This is a genomic window from Pseudorhodoplanes sp., from assembly GCF_059499825.1.
On sequence record NZ_JCABZI010000010.1, the window covers coordinates 378,704 to 396,379 of the forward strand.

Consider the following 17,676-nt stretch of genomic DNA (forward strand, 5'->3'; position numbering starts at 1 on the left):
TTGGCGCTGGCGGCCGGCGCCGCCGCCGCGCTGACGATCCTTTCGCTGTCGCCTGCCGATAGCGGGGCCGGCGCGCGGCCCGCGTCACCGATTTTCGGTGTCACGGTTCCGGACAGCTACCGGCAAAGGGAGTTGATCGCGCCGGCCCAGGAGGGCGAGCCGCTGAATGAATTGCGCGCCGTGCTCGGCAATGCGGTCGCGATCAGGGCTTATCGCGAGGGCACGATCCCGTTTCCGGATGGGACCATCCTGGTCAAGCTGGCCTGGAAGCAGGAGCGGTCGTCGGACTTCAAGTCCGCGTCCATTCCCGGGGCAGCGACGACGATCCAGATCATGGTCAAGGACTCTAAAAGATTTGCGTCCACCGGCGGCTGGGGTTTCGGCCGCTTCACGGGCGGCGAGCCGGCCGACGAGGCACAGCATAAGACCTGCTTCGCCTGCCACGACGCGCGAGCGCCGAAGGACCACGATTACGTTTTCACCCGCTACGCGCCGTAGCCCAGCGATAGCGCTGCTGTTGCGGCTGCAACGCGGACCATCAGCCCTGTCGAGGCGGGGTGACGTTGGACGCCTGACAGGTGTTTGGGAAAAAAAGATCACAAGGCATGTCACATCTGCGCGGTCCGGCTCGTCATGCCATCAGATCAACCGATGGAGCTGACCCCATGCAACCCCGACTGAACGCCTTCGCCGCCGCGCCTGCACCGATGAAGGCCTGGCTCGACTGGAGCCAGGAACACCTGAAGAGCGGACTCGAGCCGAGCCTGATGGAACTCGTCAAGATCCGGGCCTCGCAGATCAATGGCTGCGGCTATTGCCTGCATATGCATACCGCCGAGGCACGGAAGAAAGGCGAGACCGAAGAGCGGCTCTATCTGCTGGATGCCTGGCGGGAATCTCCGCTTTATAACGAGCGGGAAAGGGCCGCGTTGGCCTGGACCGAGGCACTCACCCGCGTCGCCCAGGCGCCCGTCGACGATGCCGTCTATGATGCCTTGCGCGCGCAATTTTCGGAGGAGGAGCAGGTGAAGCTCACGCTGCTGGTGGTCGCAATCAATGGCTGGAACCGGATTCAGGTCGGCTTCCGCGCCATCCATCCGGTCAAGCAGCGCGACACCGCCTGATCGCCATGTCGCGACCGAAATCCGAAGCCGCCGATGCGATCGCGCAATTCGACCCGCTGCGTCCCGTGCTGATCCGCGTCGCGTACCGGATGCTGGGTTCGGTCGCGGACGCCGAGGACATCGTGCAGGAGGCGTTTCTGCGCTGGCTCAACACCGATCGCGAGCAGGTGCGTGAGCCGGCGGCCTTTCTGCGGCGCGTGGTGACGCGTCTGTGTCTCGATCAGTTGAAGTCGGCCCGCCACCGCCGCGAAAGCTATATCGGGCCGTGGCTGCCGGACCCCGTGGTCGAGAGCGAGGAGGATGCTGCCGACGACGTGACCTTGCCGCTGCTGCTTGCCCTGGAGCGATTGTCGCCGCTCGAGCGTGCTGCGTTTCTCCTCCACGATGTGTTCGGCGCGAGTTTCAAGGACGTTGCCGAAACCATCGGTCGCGAGCCGGCGACTTGCCGTCAGCTCGCGACCCGCGCGCGCCTGCATGTGCGGTCTGCGCGGCCCCGCTTCGCCATGCCGAAGGAGCGCGGGCTTGAGATCGCCAGCGCTTTCTTTGCCGCCTCACGCTCGGGCGACATGAAGACGCTGCAATCGATGCTGGCCGACGATGTCGTGATTTACTCCGACGGCGGCGGCAAGAAGCGGGCCGCGCTGCGCCCGCTTACCGGACTTGATGACGTCATGAAGCTGCACACCGCGCTGGCCCGCGCCTTTGCGCGGGAGATGTCGCAACTGCTCGAATATGGCGTCATCAACGGGCTGCCGGGTTTCGTCACGCGCGAGGCGGGCGACACCTTGCAGACCACGGCGCTTCAAATCGACAACGGCAAGATCACCGCGATCTATGTCATGCGCAATCCGGACAAGCTGCGCCATCTGGCGCGCGAGGCGCTGCACTGAGGGAGGGAGCCAGCGATGAAACCTGTCCGCCCGCCATTGCGCGCGCCTGAACGGGCGCGGTAATTCGTCCGCAGCTCATCAGTGGCTTTTGATTTGCGCGTCTGTCCCGGTCTTGCAAGACTGCCCACCGGCTGAAGCGACCAGCGGCAGATTCGGGAGCGGCGCGCGGATGAATGACGAGTGGATCGATATCGGCGACGCCGCAACGTTATCCGCGCAACCGCTTCAGCGGCACAAGGCCGGCACGATCGAGATTGCGCTGTCCTGCAAGGGCGGACAATTCGGGGCCATTCATAACGCCTGCAATCATGTCGGCGGTCCGCTCGGCGAGGGGACGCTCGACAGCGATTATGTGGTCTGTCCGTGGCATCAATGGAAATTCCATAGGGTCACCGGCTTGGGCGAGCCGGGCTTCGAGGACGATCGCGTACCGTCCTATCCGGTCAAGGTCGAGGCCGGGCGTGTCCTCGTCAACGTGACGGCCGGCACTCAGCGCCATCGTGCCCCGCATAAACCGCATCCGCTGGCGCGGTCGATCGTTCGCGCCGACGGGCCGGTGCGGGTCGCCGGCATTTCGACTACGGCCATGGATTCGAAGGCGCCGCGCTATTCGGGGTCCGACGATTTGCTGGCGTCGTCGCTGGCGGCAGCGGCGGAGCGGGGCTGTGAGACGCAGCTCATCAAGCTCAACGAGCTGAAGTTTCATGCCTGCGAAGGCTATTATTCCAAAGCGGCGCGCGCCTGCACCTGGCCATGCTCGATCACCCAGATGCACCCGAAGGACGAACTGACGCCGGTCTACGAGGCACTGGTACACTGGGCCGATGTCATTATCGTGGGAACGCCGATCCGCTGGGGGCAGGCGAGTTCGCTCTATTTCAAGATGGCGGAGCGGCTGAACTGCATCCAAAACCAGGTCACCACCCATAATCGCGTGATGATCCGCAACAAGGTTGCGGCCTTCATCATCGTCGGCGGGCAGGACAATGTGCAGGGCGTCGCCGGGCAGATGCTCGGTTTCTTCGCCGAGCTTGGCTTTCAATTCCCGCAATTTCCCTACATCGCGCACAGCCGCGGCTGGTCGGCCGAGGACATGGAGAATAATGTCCGCGATGTCAGGAATTCAAAGGACCTGCACGAGGGCGCGGCGGAACTGGCCCGCCGCTCGATCGAATTGTCGGAGCGATTGCTGCAGACGATCCCGGCGGAAAAACTCGAACGCGGCGGCCGCAAGGCGCACGCCGACCGGCATCGTGCCGGCTGACGCGCACCCTTCGGCTTAACCCCAGAGCTGCTTGCTCGCGAGTTTCGCACCTTCGGCGAGGCTTTCGAATTTCGCCCACATCACCTGCGGATGCACGCGCTGCGTGGTCTCGCCCTGCGCGAAGCCGCAATCCGTTCCGGCAATCAGGTTCTCCTTGCCGATCGCGCCGGCGAAATTGATGATGCGCTCGGCGACCAGCTCGGGATGCTCCACCGTCGTGGTGTGATGGGTGATCACGCCCGGGATCAGGATCTTGCCGGCCGGCAGCTTCTTGGTCTTCCACAGCTTCCATTCGTGCTCGTGGCGCACATTGGCGGCCTCGATCGAATAGGCGCCGGCCTTCACCGACAACATCAGGTCGGCGATGTCGGATAGCTTGGCGTCGGCGACATGCGGCACATGCCAGCTGCCGAAGCAGATATGATAGCGGATGCGATCCTCGGGAATGCCTTCCAGCGCCTGGTTCAGTGCGGCGACCCGCAATTCGGCCCAGGCGTAGTATTTTTTCGGATCGTCCTGGGTAAGATGGTCGAACATGTTGGCGAGCACCGCGTCGTCGACCTGCAGCACAAAGCCGGCCTTGATGATTTCGAGATATTCCTCGCGCAACGCGTTGGCGATCGCGAAAACGTAGTCCTCTTCGTTCTTGTAATACTCGTTCTCGGCATCGTAGCCGACGCTTGCCGGCGCGACGGCGGTGAAGAACACGTCTTCGACCTTGGTCTTGTCGAGAGCGGCCTTGAGTGCCGCGATGTTGCCGCGGATCGCATCCTGCCCGGTATAGGTGATGGGCCCGACGCAAGCGTGCCCGGGAGATCCGGTCACGGCGCGCGGGAACTGCTCCTTCATGAATTCGCTGAAGCGGATGCGGTCGCGGCCGACCCAAACCGCTTCATACATCTTGTCGGGGCGGGACTCGAAACCGCTCAGACGCGCGAGTATGTAATTCGCCCAGCCCGACTTGCCGTATTCGCCGTCATTGACCACGTCGATGCCAGCCTTGGCCTGACGCGCAACGATGTCCGTCACCTCCGCCTCGAGTTTCTTCTGGTCGTGATTTCTGACGGCGTCGATCGCGGCCTGCGATCGGACGAGGCTGCCCACATGCGTGGTCAGGATGCGGTTTTCGCTACGCTTCATTGTCTTGCCTGTTGAGGTTTCTTGGACGGTAAGTCCGGGAGGGAGAAAAAAGAGGCGCGGCGATTTTGCCGCGCCTCGTCGCCTTGCCAATAGTCTAGTAGGCCGAATTGCGCTTCTTGACGGTCGCCTTCAGGTCGTCGAGCACGGCCTTCGGATCCTGGCCGGTCTTCTTCACGTCGGCTTCCCAGTTGGCGACAATCGGCTCGGCCGATTTGCGCCATTCGGCGAGTTGCTCGGGAGTGAGCGGATAGACCTCGTGGCCGGGCAGCGCCTTGATCTTCGCGTTGCCGCCCGACTCATAATCCGCCCAGGGGGTAGCGATCTTCAGCGCCCAGTCGCTGGAGCAATGATCGTCCATCACCTTCTTCTGGGCGGGAGAGAGCTTGGCATAGGTTGCCGGGTTCAGCACCCAGACCTGTTCGGAGACGTAGATCGGCGCATCGATGTGATACTTCGTCACCTTGTCGATGCCGAACAGCAGGACCGAGCCCCACGGCGCGCCCGCGCCTTCCGCCACGCCCTTGTCCAGCACGTCGCGGATTTCCGGCGCCGAGGCCTGCACGTTGCTGGCGCCGAGCGAACGCATCCAGTTGGCGATTACCGCGTTGGCGGGGCGGAATTTCATGCCGTTCATGTCGGTCGGGACCTGCACCTTCTTCTTGGTGAAGTGGAAGGTGCCGGGGTCGTGCGCGAACATCAGACAGTATTTGACGTCCTTCATCTCCTTGTCGGCATATTTGCGATACCACTCGTCCATCGCAGCGCTGCCTTCCTTCGAATTATTGAAGATGAAGGGCAGTTCGACCGCTGCGACGATCGGGAAACGGCCGGGCTCATAGCCAGGATTCACATGGGAGATATCGACAATGCCGTCGCGCGCCATGTTGTAATGGTCGAAGGCCTTGCCGAGCTGCTGCGACGGATAGATCGTGACCTTGATCGTTCCGTTCGACGCCTTGCTGATTGATTCTGCCCAGGCGACCGCCGCGGCATGCATCGGATGCTGCGGAGGCACCCAGTGCGAGAAGCGCATTTCGACCGGCTTGTCCTGGGCCGCGGCAGGCACAGTGGCGAGGCCGATCACCGACAGTGCCGTCAAACACAATAACGCATTCCTCATATCGCATTCCTCCGATGTTGTTTTCGTTGAAGTGGGAAGGCACTCATACAGCAACCTTGGTCTTGAATCGAATGAGCGGCGACCCGGGCACGAGGTCACGGGTCAGGTGGTTTCGCAACGCGAGCTCGAGGTTCCGGCGCGCCAGCCGCGCATGTTCGCGCATCAGAAATTCGGCGCGCTCGCCTTCGCCGTCCTCGATCGCGCGGGCGATGCAGCGGTGATGATCCTGCGCCACCGTAAACAGGATCAGCGTTTCTGGCAGTCTCGCCTGTACGTTGACGAATGCCGAGGCCGACGCGAATGGGAGCGAGACCGCGCGCGTGATCTGCCGCTTCAGCACCGCGCTGTCGGCGAGATCGATCACCAGTTGGTGGAAGCGCTCGTTCAGCGCGACATAGTGGGAGAAATTGTCGGAGGTTACGCCGCGCCCAAGCACGAGTTCGTCGAGTGCGGCAAGACAATCCTTCAGCGCGGTCAGGTCGGCTGGCGCCAGGCGGCGCTCGCCGGCGAGGCGGGCGGCCAGGCCCTCGAGCGTGCCGCGGATCTCGATCGCGGCATGGATGTCCTGTTCGCTGAAAGCCGAGACCGCAAACCCCCCGGTCGGGATCGAATGCGTCAGGCCCTCCTGTTCGAGGCGCATCATCGCGGTGCGGATGGGAGTGCGCGATACGCCGAGGCGTTCGACCAGCGCAAGCTCCGACAGCCGCTCGCCGGCCTTGACGTCGCCGCTCAGGATCAGCTCGCGCAACTTCAGCAACGCGGTCAGATTTTGCGAGGAGGGCGCTTCCATTGATTGATTTGTTTGGACGTTTCCTGTTGCGCAGGCTGTATACAATCCTTGGCGATGTCAACTGCAAAGCGGCCGTAGTAGCGATGGTGCGACCTCGCGGCGTGGCTGCGATTGTATGCAGCCCACCCGGTCATGACCGGCGCGGTTTGGGCGAACGAACGAAAAATCCGGCCCTTTAGAGCCGGATTCGGTGGCGTGCCGAGCTCGTGGCTTTGAGGCGCCTACATCGACGTTTTGATATACGCCACCATCTGGTCGACGACCGTGCCCCAACCGTCATGGAATCCCATGTCCTCGTGCTGCTTGCGGCCGTCCGGGTCGCGATGAATCGCGGTCGCGACATAGCGCGTGCCCTTGCCCTGTTCGAACAATTGCAGGGTCGCGGTGAAGAACGGCTTTTCGGACGGCCGATAGCCCGGCAGCAGGGCGTCGGTGAACACCAGCAATTCGTTCGGGATGATGTCGAGATAACACCCGACATTCGGAAACTCCTCGCCTTCGGGCGAGCGCATGACGGTGCGGAAAATGCCGCCACGGCGCAGGTCGATCTCGCATTCGGTCACCGACCATGGCTTCGGACAGAACCAGTGCTTGAGATGCTCCGGCGTGGTCCACGCTTTCCAGACCAGTTCGCGCGGCACGTCGACGACCCGCTCGAGGACAAGGTCGAGTTTCGGGTCGGGCTTTATCAGGGCACTCACTTCTCTTTCTCCTTTATGTTGAGCAGATAGGCGTCGAGTTGATCGAGGCGCCGCTCCCACAGGCTGCGCTGGCGCGAGAGCCAGTCTTCCGCGAGTTTCAGCCGCTTCGGCGAGAGTTCGTAGGTCCGGACCCGTCCTGTCTTGTGGGATTTGACGAGGCCGGATTCCTCGAGGATGCGCAGGTGCTGCAAAAAGGAGGGCAGCGCCATTTCGAACGGCTCGGCCAATTCGCTGACCGAAGCGGAACTGCGGCTCAGCCGCTCCAGGACATGCCGGCGCGTGGGGTCGGATAATGCTCGGAACACATTGTCCACCGGGGGTGCATCGGAGGTCGCGAGCGAAGATGGCATGAGCGTTCAATGCTCGGTTGGGCGGCGGGTTCGCAATGACGCCGGAGGTCATAGCGGCCGAAAATAGTTAGGTCAACGCCTAACTATTGAATGTGCCCGCATGTTGTCCACACAGGCGCCGCATCGTCTTGTTCGGGCGGAGGCCGGCGGCGTGATAGACAATTGCGGCGAGGGAGCTTCCGCATGACCGTTACGATCTATGGCATCAAGAATTGCGACACGATGAAGAAGGCGCGGGCCTGGCTCGACAAGGCCGGCGTCGAGTATGTGTTCCATGACTACAAGAGCGCGGGCATCGACAAGGCGCATCTCGAGCGCTGGAGCAAGGCGGTCGGCTGGGAGACGCTGCTCAACCGCGCCGGAACGACCTTCCGCAAGTTGCCGGACACCGACAAGGAAGGCTTGACCGGGGCCAAGGCGATCAAGCTGATGCTGGAGCAGCCGTCGATGATCAAGCGGCCGGTGCTTGAAACCGGCAAGGCCTTGCTGGTCGGGTTCAAGCCCGATGACTACAAGGCGGCGTTCGGGAAGTAGCCTGAATTAAGCGAAACGAAATTCGGGGCCGACAGTCTCGCGTTTCGCTGCACTCGACGCGCCGGCCGCCACCCTTACTTCGGCGACGGAATCGTCTCTCCCCACATCCGCCGCCACAACCATGACAATCCGCTCCGCACGTCATGCTGTTCGCGGAAGCGCGCCGGTGCAATAGCGGCGATGGTCGGGCTCTGCCGCTGTCCGACCACGAAGTTGAAACTGTAATATGGCTCCTGACCCATGCGCAGGTCGGAGACGATCACCTTGCCGTCGCGTTCGCCGACCTTGAATAGCCCTTGCGTGAACCACGCGATCCTTGCGACCGAAGGATAATCGCGCACAGCGTCATACAGTTTTTCGCCACGTGGATAAGCCTCGAACGTCATGTGCGGATCGCGGTCAAGGAACGAGCGGAAACCTTCGAGATAGCCGTCCGGCGTCACCGCGACCACGCGCCATAGCACCGTGTTGAACGGAGTCGGGGTGACCAGCAGGCGCTCGACCTTTTTCCCGTCGGCGCGCAGCGACGCTTCGGCGATCGCTGTCACCTGCGCCTGCGCGAACACGCCCCAGCCGAGATAAAGCGTGCTCAGCACGAGTCCCGCGATATTCCAGCGCCAGCCGCGTTCGTTGCGTAACATCAACGCGGCCGCGATCCCGATCAGCAGCGGCAGCGTATAGAGCGGATCGATGATGAAGATGCTGCCGACCGCATAGGGGAAGTCGGTGAACGGCCGCAGGATCTGCGTGCCGTAGACCGTGAACCAGTCGAGGATCGGATGCGTCACCAGCGCCAGCCAGACCGCCAGCCACCAGCGCATGTAATTTTCACGCTCGCGCGACGCCACCGCGGCGATGAAGGCGATCACCGGCGAGGCCAGCGTCAGCCAGAACAGCGCATGGCTGTTGGCGCGATGCAGTGTCACATTCGAGACCGGATCGCCGTGATCGTAGAAGGCGTCGAGATCGGGCAGGGTGGCGACGAGCCCGCCGATTAGCGCGGCCTTCCACGGCCGGGTCCGGCGATGCATGACCGCAACACCGATGGCGGCGCCGAGCGCAAATTGAGAGAGCGAATCCATTGAGTCTCAGCGCCGCGGGGACAGTTCACGGGGCACTGGACTGTCCGGGCAGGCGGCAACGCCGCAGATGGCCAGTGCGGACAGCATATTGGCGGTCGTTCGCCCGATCGCAAGACAGGTCGGGTACGCGATACCGGTTAGTTGATCTTCACGTCGCCGGCCTTGATAACCGGGGACCAGCGGGTGATCTCGCCATCGATCACCGCACGGAATTCGGCCGGCGAATTGCCGACCGGTTCCATGTATTGGGTGGCAAGCTTGTCGCGGACGGCGCGCGTCCCGAGCGCTTCGGTGACGTCCTTGTTGATCGCGGCGATCAGCGTGGGCGGTGTGCCGCCGGGTGCGATCAGACCCATCCAGGTGTCGGCTTCGACGTCGACGCCCGATTCCTTCAGCGTCGGAATGTTGGACAGATAGGGTGAGCGCTTCGGCAGCGAGACCGCGAGGATGTTGACCTTGCCGACATCGGCTTGCGGCGTCACGGCGATGGCCGGAAGTACCGCCATGTGCACGTCGCCGCGCACCAGCGCGGTCATCGCCGCGGGCGATGACGCGTAGGGGATATGAACCATCTTGGCGCCGCTCTTCTGAGCGATCGCTTCCATCGTCAGGTGCGAGAGCGAACCGTTTCCGATCGAGCCGAAATTGTATTTGCCCGGTTCCTTCTTCAGGAGCGCGATCAGATCCGCCACGGTCTTGACGCCAAGATCGGGATGTACCGCCAGTGCGCTCGGCATGGTGACGAGCTGCGTCACCGGCGCGATGTCCTTCTGCGGGTCGTAGGGCAATTTGGAAAACAGCAGCGTGTTGATCGCGAGCGGTCCGCCGATCGAGACGCCGATGGTCGTGCCGTCCGGCGCGGCCTTCGCGACCGCGTCGGTCCCGGTATTGCCGCCCGCGCCGGTCTTGTTCTCGATCACAAAGGCAGAGCCGGGATATTTGGCCTGCAATTGCTCGCTGAGGAGCCGGGCCACGATATCGGGCGTGGATCCGGGACCGAACGGCACGACGATTCGCACTGTCTTGGCCGGCCAGTCCTGGGCCTGCGCGGGCGCGAAGGCCGCAAGGATGGCAGCGAGGGCCAGAGCTGTACGCGTCATGAGCTTCCCTTTCCCGGCAAGGCGCGGCTTTTCCCCGCAGCTATTGTCCCGGTGCCAAATCGGCCGGACGATATCTATCCAGCCCACCGATTGTTTCTGCAAGACGTTTTACCCTTGGAATGCCGCGGCGCAATGGGAATGGACTTTCATCCGGCCAAAGTGTCTTCCCAGGCCTCGCATCCCCAAAGCGTATCCCCAAGGCGCATCCATGAGTCGCCTCTGCTTCCGCGGTATGCGCGGACTTGCAAGCGGCGTCCGGCTGGCCTTAAGTGGAAGCGTTCCAGATTGGCACCTCCACCGGGCGTCCCATGGGTCTCACTCTTCTCATCCTCGGACTGATCGTGTTTTTCGCACCGCATGTGTTCGTCACCCGGCGAGAAGCGCGGGCGCGGCTGATCGCGCGGATCGGCGAGGCACCCTACAAGATCGCGTTCTCGGTGATTTCCGTGATCGGTATCGTGCTGATCGCATATGGTTTTGCGCGCTATCGCGCCGGCGGATGGATCGATCTCTGGTATCCGCCGGTCTGGACGAGGCATCTCGCGCTGTTGCTGAACTGGGTGGCGCTTGTCTGCGTCGTCGCCGCCTACATCCCCGGCAATATCAAGCGCGTGCTGAAGCACCCCATGCTGGTCGGCGTGAAGCTCTGGGCCGTCGCGCATCTGATGTCGAACGGCGACCTCGGATCGATCATCCTGTTCGGTTCGTTTCTCGCCTGGGCGGTTTTCGACCGCATCGCGGTGAAGCGCCGCACCGATCCCGCTGCGCCCAATGTCAGGACGGGCGGCTGGACGGGCGATGTGGCGGTGCTCGTGGTCGGCACGGTCGCCTATGCGGCGGTGATCTTCTGGTTCCACCCGGACGTGATCGGTGTGCCGGTGATTCCCCGTTAGACGCGATCTATCCGGAAGACGTCGTACCCTTACGCGAACTGAACCTGCACGTTCTTTTCGCGGGCATTGGTGACGGTGCATGCCCGGGAGAAATTGTCGGCGCCGATCTGCAGCTTGAAACGCTGCGGAATGCCGGCGGTGCTGGCGACGTCGAGGCTTGCGCCGGTATCGGACAGACCACGCACGGTGCAGTCGATGGTCGAGTGGCCGGCATTGAAACTGATCCGCCCGGCCTTGAAGACCCGCCGCAGCAGGTTAGGCGGGGCGGCGTCCGGCGTCTTCCAGAGCGAGCAGGTGTTGCGACCGGCCGCTTTTGCCGCGTAAAGCGCCTGGTCGGCATGTTCGAGCAGTTCGGCAATGTCGCGGACCGTGCCGTCGATCGATGCGACACCGAAACTCGCGGTGAACCGCACCGGACTGAACTTGCCCGGAACGAATATCTGTCCGATGGCAGCACGAATCTTCTGCGCCACGTTCATCGCCGCGTCGCCCGCGACATGCGGCAACACGATCGCGAATTCCTCGCCGCCCATCCGGCCAACCAGATCGCTGGTGCGCAGTTGCTGATGGCAGACCTCGACGCAAGCCTTGAGCACCAGATCGCCGACGGCATGACCATTCTCGTCATTGACCGCTTTGAAATGGTCGAGATCGAAAACGATGCAGCTCAGCGAATGCGCGTGGCGACGGGCAAGCGAAAAGGCCCGCTCGGCTTCCTGCCGGAAGGCTTGCCGGGCCAGCGCCCCGGTCATGCCATCGCGCAGCACCAGCGTGCGCAATTCGAGTTCGCTCATCACTATCGCGGCGAGATCGGACAGGGTCCTTGCGTCTTCGTCGCCGAAAGCACGTGGCTGCGTATCCATCGCACACAGCGTGCCGACGGCGGTCCCGTCGGTGGTGCGCAACTGCATGCCGGCATAGAAGCGCAGATAGGGCGGACCGACGACGAACGGATTGTCGCTGAAGCGGTCGTCGATATGCGTATCGGGGACGATCAGCGGGTCGCCGCTCTGGACCGCCAGATTGCAGAAGGCCGGTCCCTTTTCGGTCTCGCAGGCGTCCACGCCCTGCCGCGCCTTGAACCACTGACGATGCCCGTCAAGGAATGTCACCGTCGACATCGGAACATTGAAGATGCGTGCGGTCAGCCGCGTGATCCGGTCGAACGCCTCTTCCGGTGGCGTGTCGAGAATGTCGTATTTGGCGAGCGCGGAAAGACGGGCGTCTTCCGCGAGGTCAGTGTCGGCCTGCATGACCTGAAATCCCGGCGGCAGATATCCAGCGCGAACCGCCGCAATATGGACGGAAGTCGTTGAGGAACCATGTCCGGATGTGGTTGATGCCCGGTATATCGCCTCGCGGCGAAGCGCCAGGATGCTAGGCGGCTCGCGCGAGATAGCGCTTCTCCAGCATCACATGCACGCCCTTGCTGCCATTGACCACCTGGGTGATGCGCAGATCGGCGGCGAGGCTGCAGAGCGTATAGGCGTCCTCGCGCGACAATCCGGTGCGCAAGCAGATCGCGGCGATCATGTCGCGCAGCGCGATGGTCACGCAGACATCAAGATCGGGGTCGAAGGCCATCGTGATCAGATGCGTCGGCGTCTCCGCATAGGGCCAGTCGAGCGCAGGGCCCTTGTGCAGGTGCAGTTCGAATGTCCCGGTCAGTCCGGTCTCGATCGCGGTCAGGCAGACCTCGCCATCGCCCTGGGCGCCATGTCCGTCGCCGACCGAGAACAATGCGCCATCCACATGCACCGGCAGATACAGCGTCGCGCCCGGCACCAGTTCCTTGTTGTCGATATTGCCGCCATGGCGTCCCGGCGGCACCGACGAGACGGTGCCCGCGGACGGCGCAGGGGCGACACCCATCACGCCGAAAAACGGCCGCAGCGGGAGTTCGAGACCCCAGGGCAGGCGGCCCATCATCCTTTGGGCATCGAGCCCGATATGGATGACGCGTTCCCGCGTGAAATCGTCGGGCAGCGCGCCCGCGCCGGGCCGGATCATGTTGTAGCCCCAGTCGTCGGCGAGCCTGATCGACTTAATCCGCACCTCCAGCGTATCGCCAGGCCTGGCGCCGCGGATTGCGACAGGTCCGGTGCAGATATGCGGGCCCATCTTGCGCGCGGCGCCGGCATGGATCGCGCGCAGCGCCGGCGCCACCGTGTAACCGCTCGTCGCGTCCGGCAATTGCTCCGGCAAGCCGGACACCGATGTCATCGTAATGGTGTCGCCGCTCTCGATCGTGAGCGCCGGCTTGAGCGCGGCGTCGAAATGGCCCCAATGAACAGTGGCAGGCGACGGGTCGAGACGGTGCTGGGTCATTGCGGCAGCTCTCGGAATGCGTTCGCCATCGCGTGTGCAAGGACGAAATGGCGCGGGAGACGCACCATACCCGCGATGCCGGCATGCGCAAGGAATCGCGGCGAACCCGCCGCAGCGAGGCCGGAGCGATGCCAATCTGACCCGAGGTCGCGCGTTCGCGGCGCGACCTCGGACCCACACGCTAGGGCGTATCGGACTCGTAGAACGCATCCTCGTTCGGCAGAGCCATCGGCGCTTCCGGCCTGGACTGGTATGCCTTGAATGTCGCCGTGAGGAACAGCGACTTCGCCATCTCGCCGGACAAGCCGAGGATTCGCTTTTGCAGGTCGGCAACCAAAGCCGGATTCTGTTCGGCCAGATTGTTCTTCTCCGACGGGTCCTTGGCGAGATCGTAAAGCTCGATCCTGGATGGAAGCGTCGTGCGCCAGAACAGCTTCCAGTCGCCCTGGCGTACCGCGCCGCGGAACATCTCGATATTGTAGACGACTTCCCGGCGCGGAGACGGTTTGCCTTCGGACAGCGTTGGCCACATGTCGAGTCCGTCCAGCGGCAAGCCGCCATCCGGTTTGGCGCCGGCGAGCGCCGTCAGCGTCGGAAACCAGTCCACCACATGCATCGGCTGATTGCTGACGCCGGGCTTGATGCGGGCAGGCCAGTTCACCAGCGCGGCGACACGCGTGCCGCCTTCGTAAAGAGATCCCTTGCCGTCGCGGAACGGGCCGTTGTCGGCGGGGAGCGCGCCCTTGGTTTCGATCTGGCCGGCGAACAATGCGGAGCGGGTGCCGCCATTGTCGCTGTGGAAGACGATGATGGTGTTGTCGCGCATGCCGCGCTTCTCCAGCGCCTGCACAACATTGCCGATCTGGTCGTCCATCGCCGTGATCATGGCCGAATAGGCGCGGCGCTGCGGATCGGCGACCGATTTGTATTTGTCTAGATAAGCCTGCGGCGCCTGATACGGCGTATGCGGCGCCGTGAACGCCAGATACATGAAGAGCGGCTTCTGCGTGTCGTGCTTGTCGATCAGCCGCACCGCATCCTGCCCGAGCAGGGTTGTGACGTAGCCCTTCTCCTTCAGCGGCTGGTTGTTGCGGTACCAGTCGCGCTGCCCGTGCATTTCATGCGTGAAATAGTCGATCTCCCCGATCAGCGGGCCGTAGTGATAATCGAAGCCGCGCTGTCGTGGCCAATATTCACGCTTGGCGTGACCGATATGCCATTTGCCGACGATCGCCGTGCTGTAGCCGCTCTCTTTCAGCGCCTGCGGCAACAGGCGCTCGGTGGTCGGCAGGCCGTAGGTCTGATCCGGCAGGATGACAAGCGTCTGCAGTCCGTATCGCATCGGATATCGGCCGGTCAGCAGCGCCGCGCGGGTCGGCGTACACATCGGCTGTGCGTAGAATTGCTCGAGCCGGACGCCGGTCTCGGCGAGCCGGTCGATATTCGGCGTCCTGATGTCGGAGCCGTGGAAGCCGACATCCTTCCATCCGAGATCGTCGGCCAGAATATAGACGATATTCGGCTTGCTGCCCGGCTGCGCGAACGCCGCGACGGGTGCGGCCGCGATCGATGCTGCGGTCAGAAGCCATAAAGCGGGTCGTTGCATGGGGTTCTCCCGGTCCTTTGACCGACGGCTATCCAACCAGGCCGCGTCCGGCTACTCAAATTGCGCAACGGACCGATCGCAGAGCCAGGAAAACTGCGTCATATCAATTGCTTGTGAAATCGGCGCGCTGCGGCTCCAAATCGGCTAGCGTCCGGCCGCACTCTTCCGATCCGCCGCCCCCGCGAACCATGCGCCGAACTGTCGCCCACGCTCCGGCCACCGCGCCCCTGGACGCCTTCCCGCTGATCCGCGCGGATGCGGTCGATACGTTCTGCGACGGCATCACCCGGCTGTTCGCCGATTCCAGCTTCGACGTGTCGGTCGACCGCAAGTCGCATCAGCCTTTTCACGCCAGCGTCAATTTCCGCCGCTTCGGACGTGTCGGACTGATGCACGCGTCCTACGGCGCGCGCATCCGCGCACAATTTTCCGATGTGAAATTCTACACCCAGGGACTTCCGGTGGCCGGTGTGGGAGAACAGGCGACGGCCGGCCGTGCCCATAGCGTTGGCAGCAAGATTGGCGGGGTCTTGTCGCCCGATACGATGATCGGACTCGTTTTCGATGCCGGCTTTGAGCATTACGCCTTCCTGATCGATCCGGATGCCGTGGTCGCAACGCTGACTGCCTTGACCGGTCAGCGCGTCGATACGCCGCCCCGGTTCAGTGGCGTGACCGATTTCCGGACTCCGGCGGCGCGGCGCCTGCGCGAACTCGGTGCGCAATTTGCGCGCCGATCGCACAATGCCGCCGCCATTCCGCTTATCATCTCCGAACTGGAGCAGCGAACGATCGTGATGTTCCTGTTCGCGAACGTCCATGATCATTCGCACCTGCTCGACACCGAACCGCCGGCGGCCGCGCCCTGGCAGGTTCGCCGCGCGGAGGATCATATCGAAGCCAACTGGCACCGACCGATTGCGATCGAGACGTTGAGCGCGCTGTGCGAATGCAGCATGCGCAGCCTGTTCCATCAATTCAGACGCAGCCGTGGCTATTCGCCGATGGAATTCCTGCGCCATGTGCGGCTGCATCGTGCCCGCTTGATGCTGTCGCGTCCCGACGACACCACGTCCGTGACCGATGTCGCTTTTGCATGCGGCTTCGGCAATCTTGGCCACTTCTCGAAATATTTTCGCCATGCGTTCGGCGAGAAGCCATCGGAAACGCTGGCTCGGGGGCGCGGCGGTGACGCTCGCCTGGGTGAGCGAGGCTAGCGCTGGACGGCCGCCGCTTCTGTCACGCGCACGCGGCTGTGGCGCAAGCTATACAGGAAGTAGACGCCAAGACCGATCGCGCCCCAGATCACCAGGCGCAGCCAGGTCGCGCCCGGCAGTCCCAGCATCAGCGCCACCGACGTGATCGCGCCCGCGGGTGCTACGAACCAGATCGCCGGCACTTTGAACGCCCGCGGCATGTCGGGCTGGCGCACCCGCAGCACCAGCACGCCGATGCAGACGATGGCGAATGCCATCAGCGTGCCGATGGAGACCAGTTGCGCCACCATGTTGATCGGCAACGTTCCCGCCAGCGTCATGACGATGGCCGCGATCAACAGCGAACTGACATAGGGCGTACGGAAGCGCGGATGGATCCGCGCGCCCCAGGCCGGCAGCAGCCCGTCGCGCGCCATGGTGAAAAAGATGCGCGCCTGACCGAGCAGCAGGACGAGGATCGCAGAGGTCAGGCCCAGCACGGCGCCGAGCTTCACAAGCGGCTCGAGCCAGGTCAGCCCGGTCGCGTCGATGCCGACGGCGATGGGGTCGGCGACGTTGAGCTTGTCGTAGGGCACGATCCCGGTCAGCACCGCGCTGACCATCACATAGAGGATTGCGCAGATCAGCAGCGATCCGAGAATGCCGATCGGCATGTCGCGGCGCGGATTGGTCGCCTCCTGCGCCGCGGTCGAGATCGCGTCGAAACCGATATAGGCGAAGAACACGATCGCCGCGCCGCGCAGGACGCCGCTCCAGCCGAACACGCCGGGCGCTTCGTTCGGCGGAATGAAATGGCCCTCGGGATTGCCCGCCGTCACCCAGTTGCCGGTGTCGAAATAGAAGGCGCCGGCAACGATGAACAGCACCACGATCGTGACCTTGATCGCGACGATGATATTGTTGACGCGGGAGGATTCGCTGGTGCCGACGATGAGCAAGGCCGTCATCGCGGCAATGATCAGCATGGCCGGGAGATTGACCAGCGCGCCGGTGAAGGACCAGAGTCCGGTCGCCGCATCATAGGCTAGCGGCGAAGCGGCCAGTCGCGGTGAGATCGGCAGGCCGATGTCCTGCATGAAGCTCACGACATAGCCGGACCACCCGATCGCGACCGCGGTGGCGCCGAACGCATATTCGAGGATGAGGTCCCAGCCGATGATCCAGGCGATGAGTTCACCGAGGGTGGCATAGGCATACGTGTAGGCGCTGCCGGCGACCGGCACGCTCGACGCCATCTCGGCGTAGCACAATCCGGCCAGCGCGCAGACGACGGCGCTCATCAGAAACGACAGCGAAGCCGCTGGGCCGGCATTGGTGGCGGCGGCATTGCCGGTCAGGACGAAGATGCCGGCGCCGATGATGCAGCCGACACCGAGCGCGACCAGGCTCGACGCGGACAGCGTGCGCTTCAGTCCGTCGCGGCGGTCGGTGCTCTCGGCCTCGCGTTTCAGCTCGGCAAAGGACTTCGTGGCGAAAAAATCGGTCACGCGGCAACTCCACCCGGCAGCGATGCGAGGCGGCCGCTGCGGCGAAATCG

18 protein-coding genes are annotated in these 17,676 nt (G+C 63.5%); 7 read left to right on the plus strand and 11 right to left on the minus strand.

The genetic code is table 11. The features are described from left to right. Positions 1–30: 30 nt before the first annotated feature. From AC5I5I_RS15525 to AC5I5I_RS15540, 4 genes are all read left to right on the plus strand, one after another. Positions 31–498 (plus strand): cytochrome P460 family protein, encoded by a 468-nt coding sequence (locus AC5I5I_RS15525; protein ID WP_495974791.1) that lies wholly within the window; start codon positions 31–33, stop codon positions 496–498. 167 nt (positions 499–665) lie between these two features. Next, positions 666–1,124, plus strand: a complete 459-nt coding sequence (locus AC5I5I_RS15530; protein WP_495974586.1) for a carboxymuconolactone decarboxylase family protein — start codon at positions 666–668, stop codon at positions 1,122–1,124. A 5-nt stretch (positions 1,125–1,129) separates the two neighbouring features. Continuing rightward, on the plus strand, positions 1,130–2,014 hold the full coding sequence (locus AC5I5I_RS15535) for a sigma-70 family RNA polymerase sigma factor (RefSeq protein ID WP_495974588.1): 885 nt from the start codon (positions 1,130–1,132) through the stop codon (positions 2,012–2,014). A gap of 169 nt (positions 2,015–2,183) precedes the next feature. Beyond that, complete coding sequence (locus AC5I5I_RS15540; protein WP_495974590.1) at positions 2,184–3,278, plus strand: Rieske 2Fe-2S domain-containing protein; 1,095 nt, start codon at positions 2,184–2,186, stop codon at positions 3,276–3,278. A gap of 15 nt (positions 3,279–3,293) precedes the next feature. Here the strand turns inward: AC5I5I_RS15540 and AC5I5I_RS15545 are convergent, their stop codons facing one another. From AC5I5I_RS15545 to AC5I5I_RS15565, 5 genes are all read right to left on the minus strand, one after another. After that, entirely contained in the window at positions 3,294–4,418 is a 1,125-nt protein-coding gene (locus tag AC5I5I_RS15545) for a hypothetical protein (protein ID WP_495974592.1), read from the minus strand. Between the two features lie 94 nt (positions 4,419–4,512). Beyond that, positions 4,513–5,538 (minus strand): TRAP transporter substrate-binding protein, encoded by a 1,026-nt coding sequence (locus AC5I5I_RS15550; protein ID WP_495974594.1) that lies wholly within the window; start codon positions 5,536–5,538, stop codon positions 4,513–4,515. Between the two features lie 43 nt (positions 5,539–5,581). Next, complete coding sequence (locus AC5I5I_RS15555; RefSeq protein WP_495974596.1) at positions 5,582–6,328, minus strand: GntR family transcriptional regulator; 747 nt, start codon at positions 6,326–6,328, stop codon at positions 5,582–5,584. 221 nt (positions 6,329–6,549) lie between these two features. Continuing rightward, a complete protein-coding gene (locus AC5I5I_RS15560; protein WP_495974598.1) occupies positions 6,550–7,029 on the minus strand; it encodes an SRPBCC family protein in 480 nt (159 codons plus the stop codon). Then, on the minus strand, positions 7,026–7,379 hold the full coding sequence (locus AC5I5I_RS15565) for an ArsR/SmtB family transcription factor (protein WP_495974600.1): 354 nt from the start codon (positions 7,377–7,379) through the stop codon (positions 7,026–7,028). Before AC5I5I_RS15565 ends, AC5I5I_RS15560 begins: the two co-directional genes overlap by 4 nt. 183 nt (positions 7,380–7,562) lie before the next feature. On the opposite strand from AC5I5I_RS15565, the gene AC5I5I_RS15570 reads away from it, so the two are divergent. Next, the gene (locus AC5I5I_RS15570; protein WP_495974602.1) at positions 7,563–7,913 is read left to right on the plus strand and encodes an ArsC family reductase; all 351 of its coding nucleotides are present in this window, start codon (positions 7,563–7,565) and stop codon (positions 7,911–7,913) included. Positions 7,914–7,987: 74 nt separating this feature from the next. Here AC5I5I_RS15570 and AC5I5I_RS15575 read toward each other — a convergent pair whose 3' ends face one another. Together AC5I5I_RS15575 and AC5I5I_RS15580 are read right to left on the minus strand one after the other, a co-directional pair. Beyond that, positions 7,988–8,995 (minus strand): metal-dependent hydrolase, encoded by a 1,008-nt coding sequence (locus AC5I5I_RS15575; RefSeq protein WP_495974604.1) that lies wholly within the window; start codon positions 8,993–8,995, stop codon positions 7,988–7,990. Positions 8,996–9,132: 137 nt separating this feature from the next. Then, complete coding sequence (locus AC5I5I_RS15580; protein WP_495974606.1) at positions 9,133–10,095, minus strand: Bug family tripartite tricarboxylate transporter substrate binding protein; 963 nt, start codon at positions 10,093–10,095, stop codon at positions 9,133–9,135. 308 nt (positions 10,096–10,403) lie between these two features. Between AC5I5I_RS15580 and AC5I5I_RS15585 the strand changes: the two genes are divergently transcribed. After that, positions 10,404–10,988, plus strand: a complete 585-nt coding sequence (locus AC5I5I_RS15585) for an NnrU family protein (protein ID WP_495974608.1) — start codon at positions 10,404–10,406, stop codon at positions 10,986–10,988. Between the two features lie 29 nt (positions 10,989–11,017). On the opposite strand, the gene AC5I5I_RS15590 is transcribed toward AC5I5I_RS15585, so the two are convergent. From AC5I5I_RS15590 to AC5I5I_RS15600, 3 genes are all read right to left on the minus strand, one after another. After that, positions 11,018–12,241 carry a sensor domain-containing diguanylate cyclase gene (locus tag AC5I5I_RS15590; protein WP_495974610.1) on the minus strand — a complete coding sequence of 408 codons (1,224 nt, stop codon included), beginning with the start codon at positions 12,239–12,241 and terminating at the stop codon, positions 11,018–11,020. A 124-nt stretch (positions 12,242–12,365) separates the two neighbouring features. Continuing rightward, on the minus strand, positions 12,366–13,316 hold the full coding sequence (locus tag AC5I5I_RS15595; protein WP_495974612.1) for an acetamidase/formamidase family protein: 951 nt from the start codon (positions 13,314–13,316) through the stop codon (positions 12,366–12,368). A 181-nt stretch (positions 13,317–13,497) separates the two neighbouring features. Next, positions 13,498–14,922 carry an arylsulfatase B gene (locus tag AC5I5I_RS15600; RefSeq protein ID WP_495974614.1) on the minus strand — a complete coding sequence of 475 codons (1,425 nt, stop codon included), beginning with the start codon at positions 14,920–14,922 and terminating at the stop codon, positions 13,498–13,500. A 188-nt stretch (positions 14,923–15,110) separates the two neighbouring features. Here AC5I5I_RS15600 and AC5I5I_RS15605 point away from each other — a divergent pair, with 188 nt between their 5' ends. After that, positions 15,111–16,139 carry an AraC family transcriptional regulator gene (locus AC5I5I_RS15605; protein WP_495974616.1) on the plus strand — a complete coding sequence of 343 codons (1,029 nt, stop codon included), beginning with the start codon at positions 15,111–15,113 and terminating at the stop codon, positions 16,137–16,139. On the opposite strand, the gene AC5I5I_RS15610 is transcribed toward AC5I5I_RS15605, so the two are convergent. Further along, positions 16,136–17,626 carry an amino acid permease gene (locus tag AC5I5I_RS15610; protein ID WP_495974618.1) on the minus strand — a complete coding sequence of 497 codons (1,491 nt, stop codon included), beginning with the start codon at positions 17,624–17,626 and terminating at the stop codon, positions 16,136–16,138. The genes AC5I5I_RS15605 and AC5I5I_RS15610 overlap by 4 nt on opposite strands. Positions 17,627–17,676: the final 50 nt, after the last annotated feature.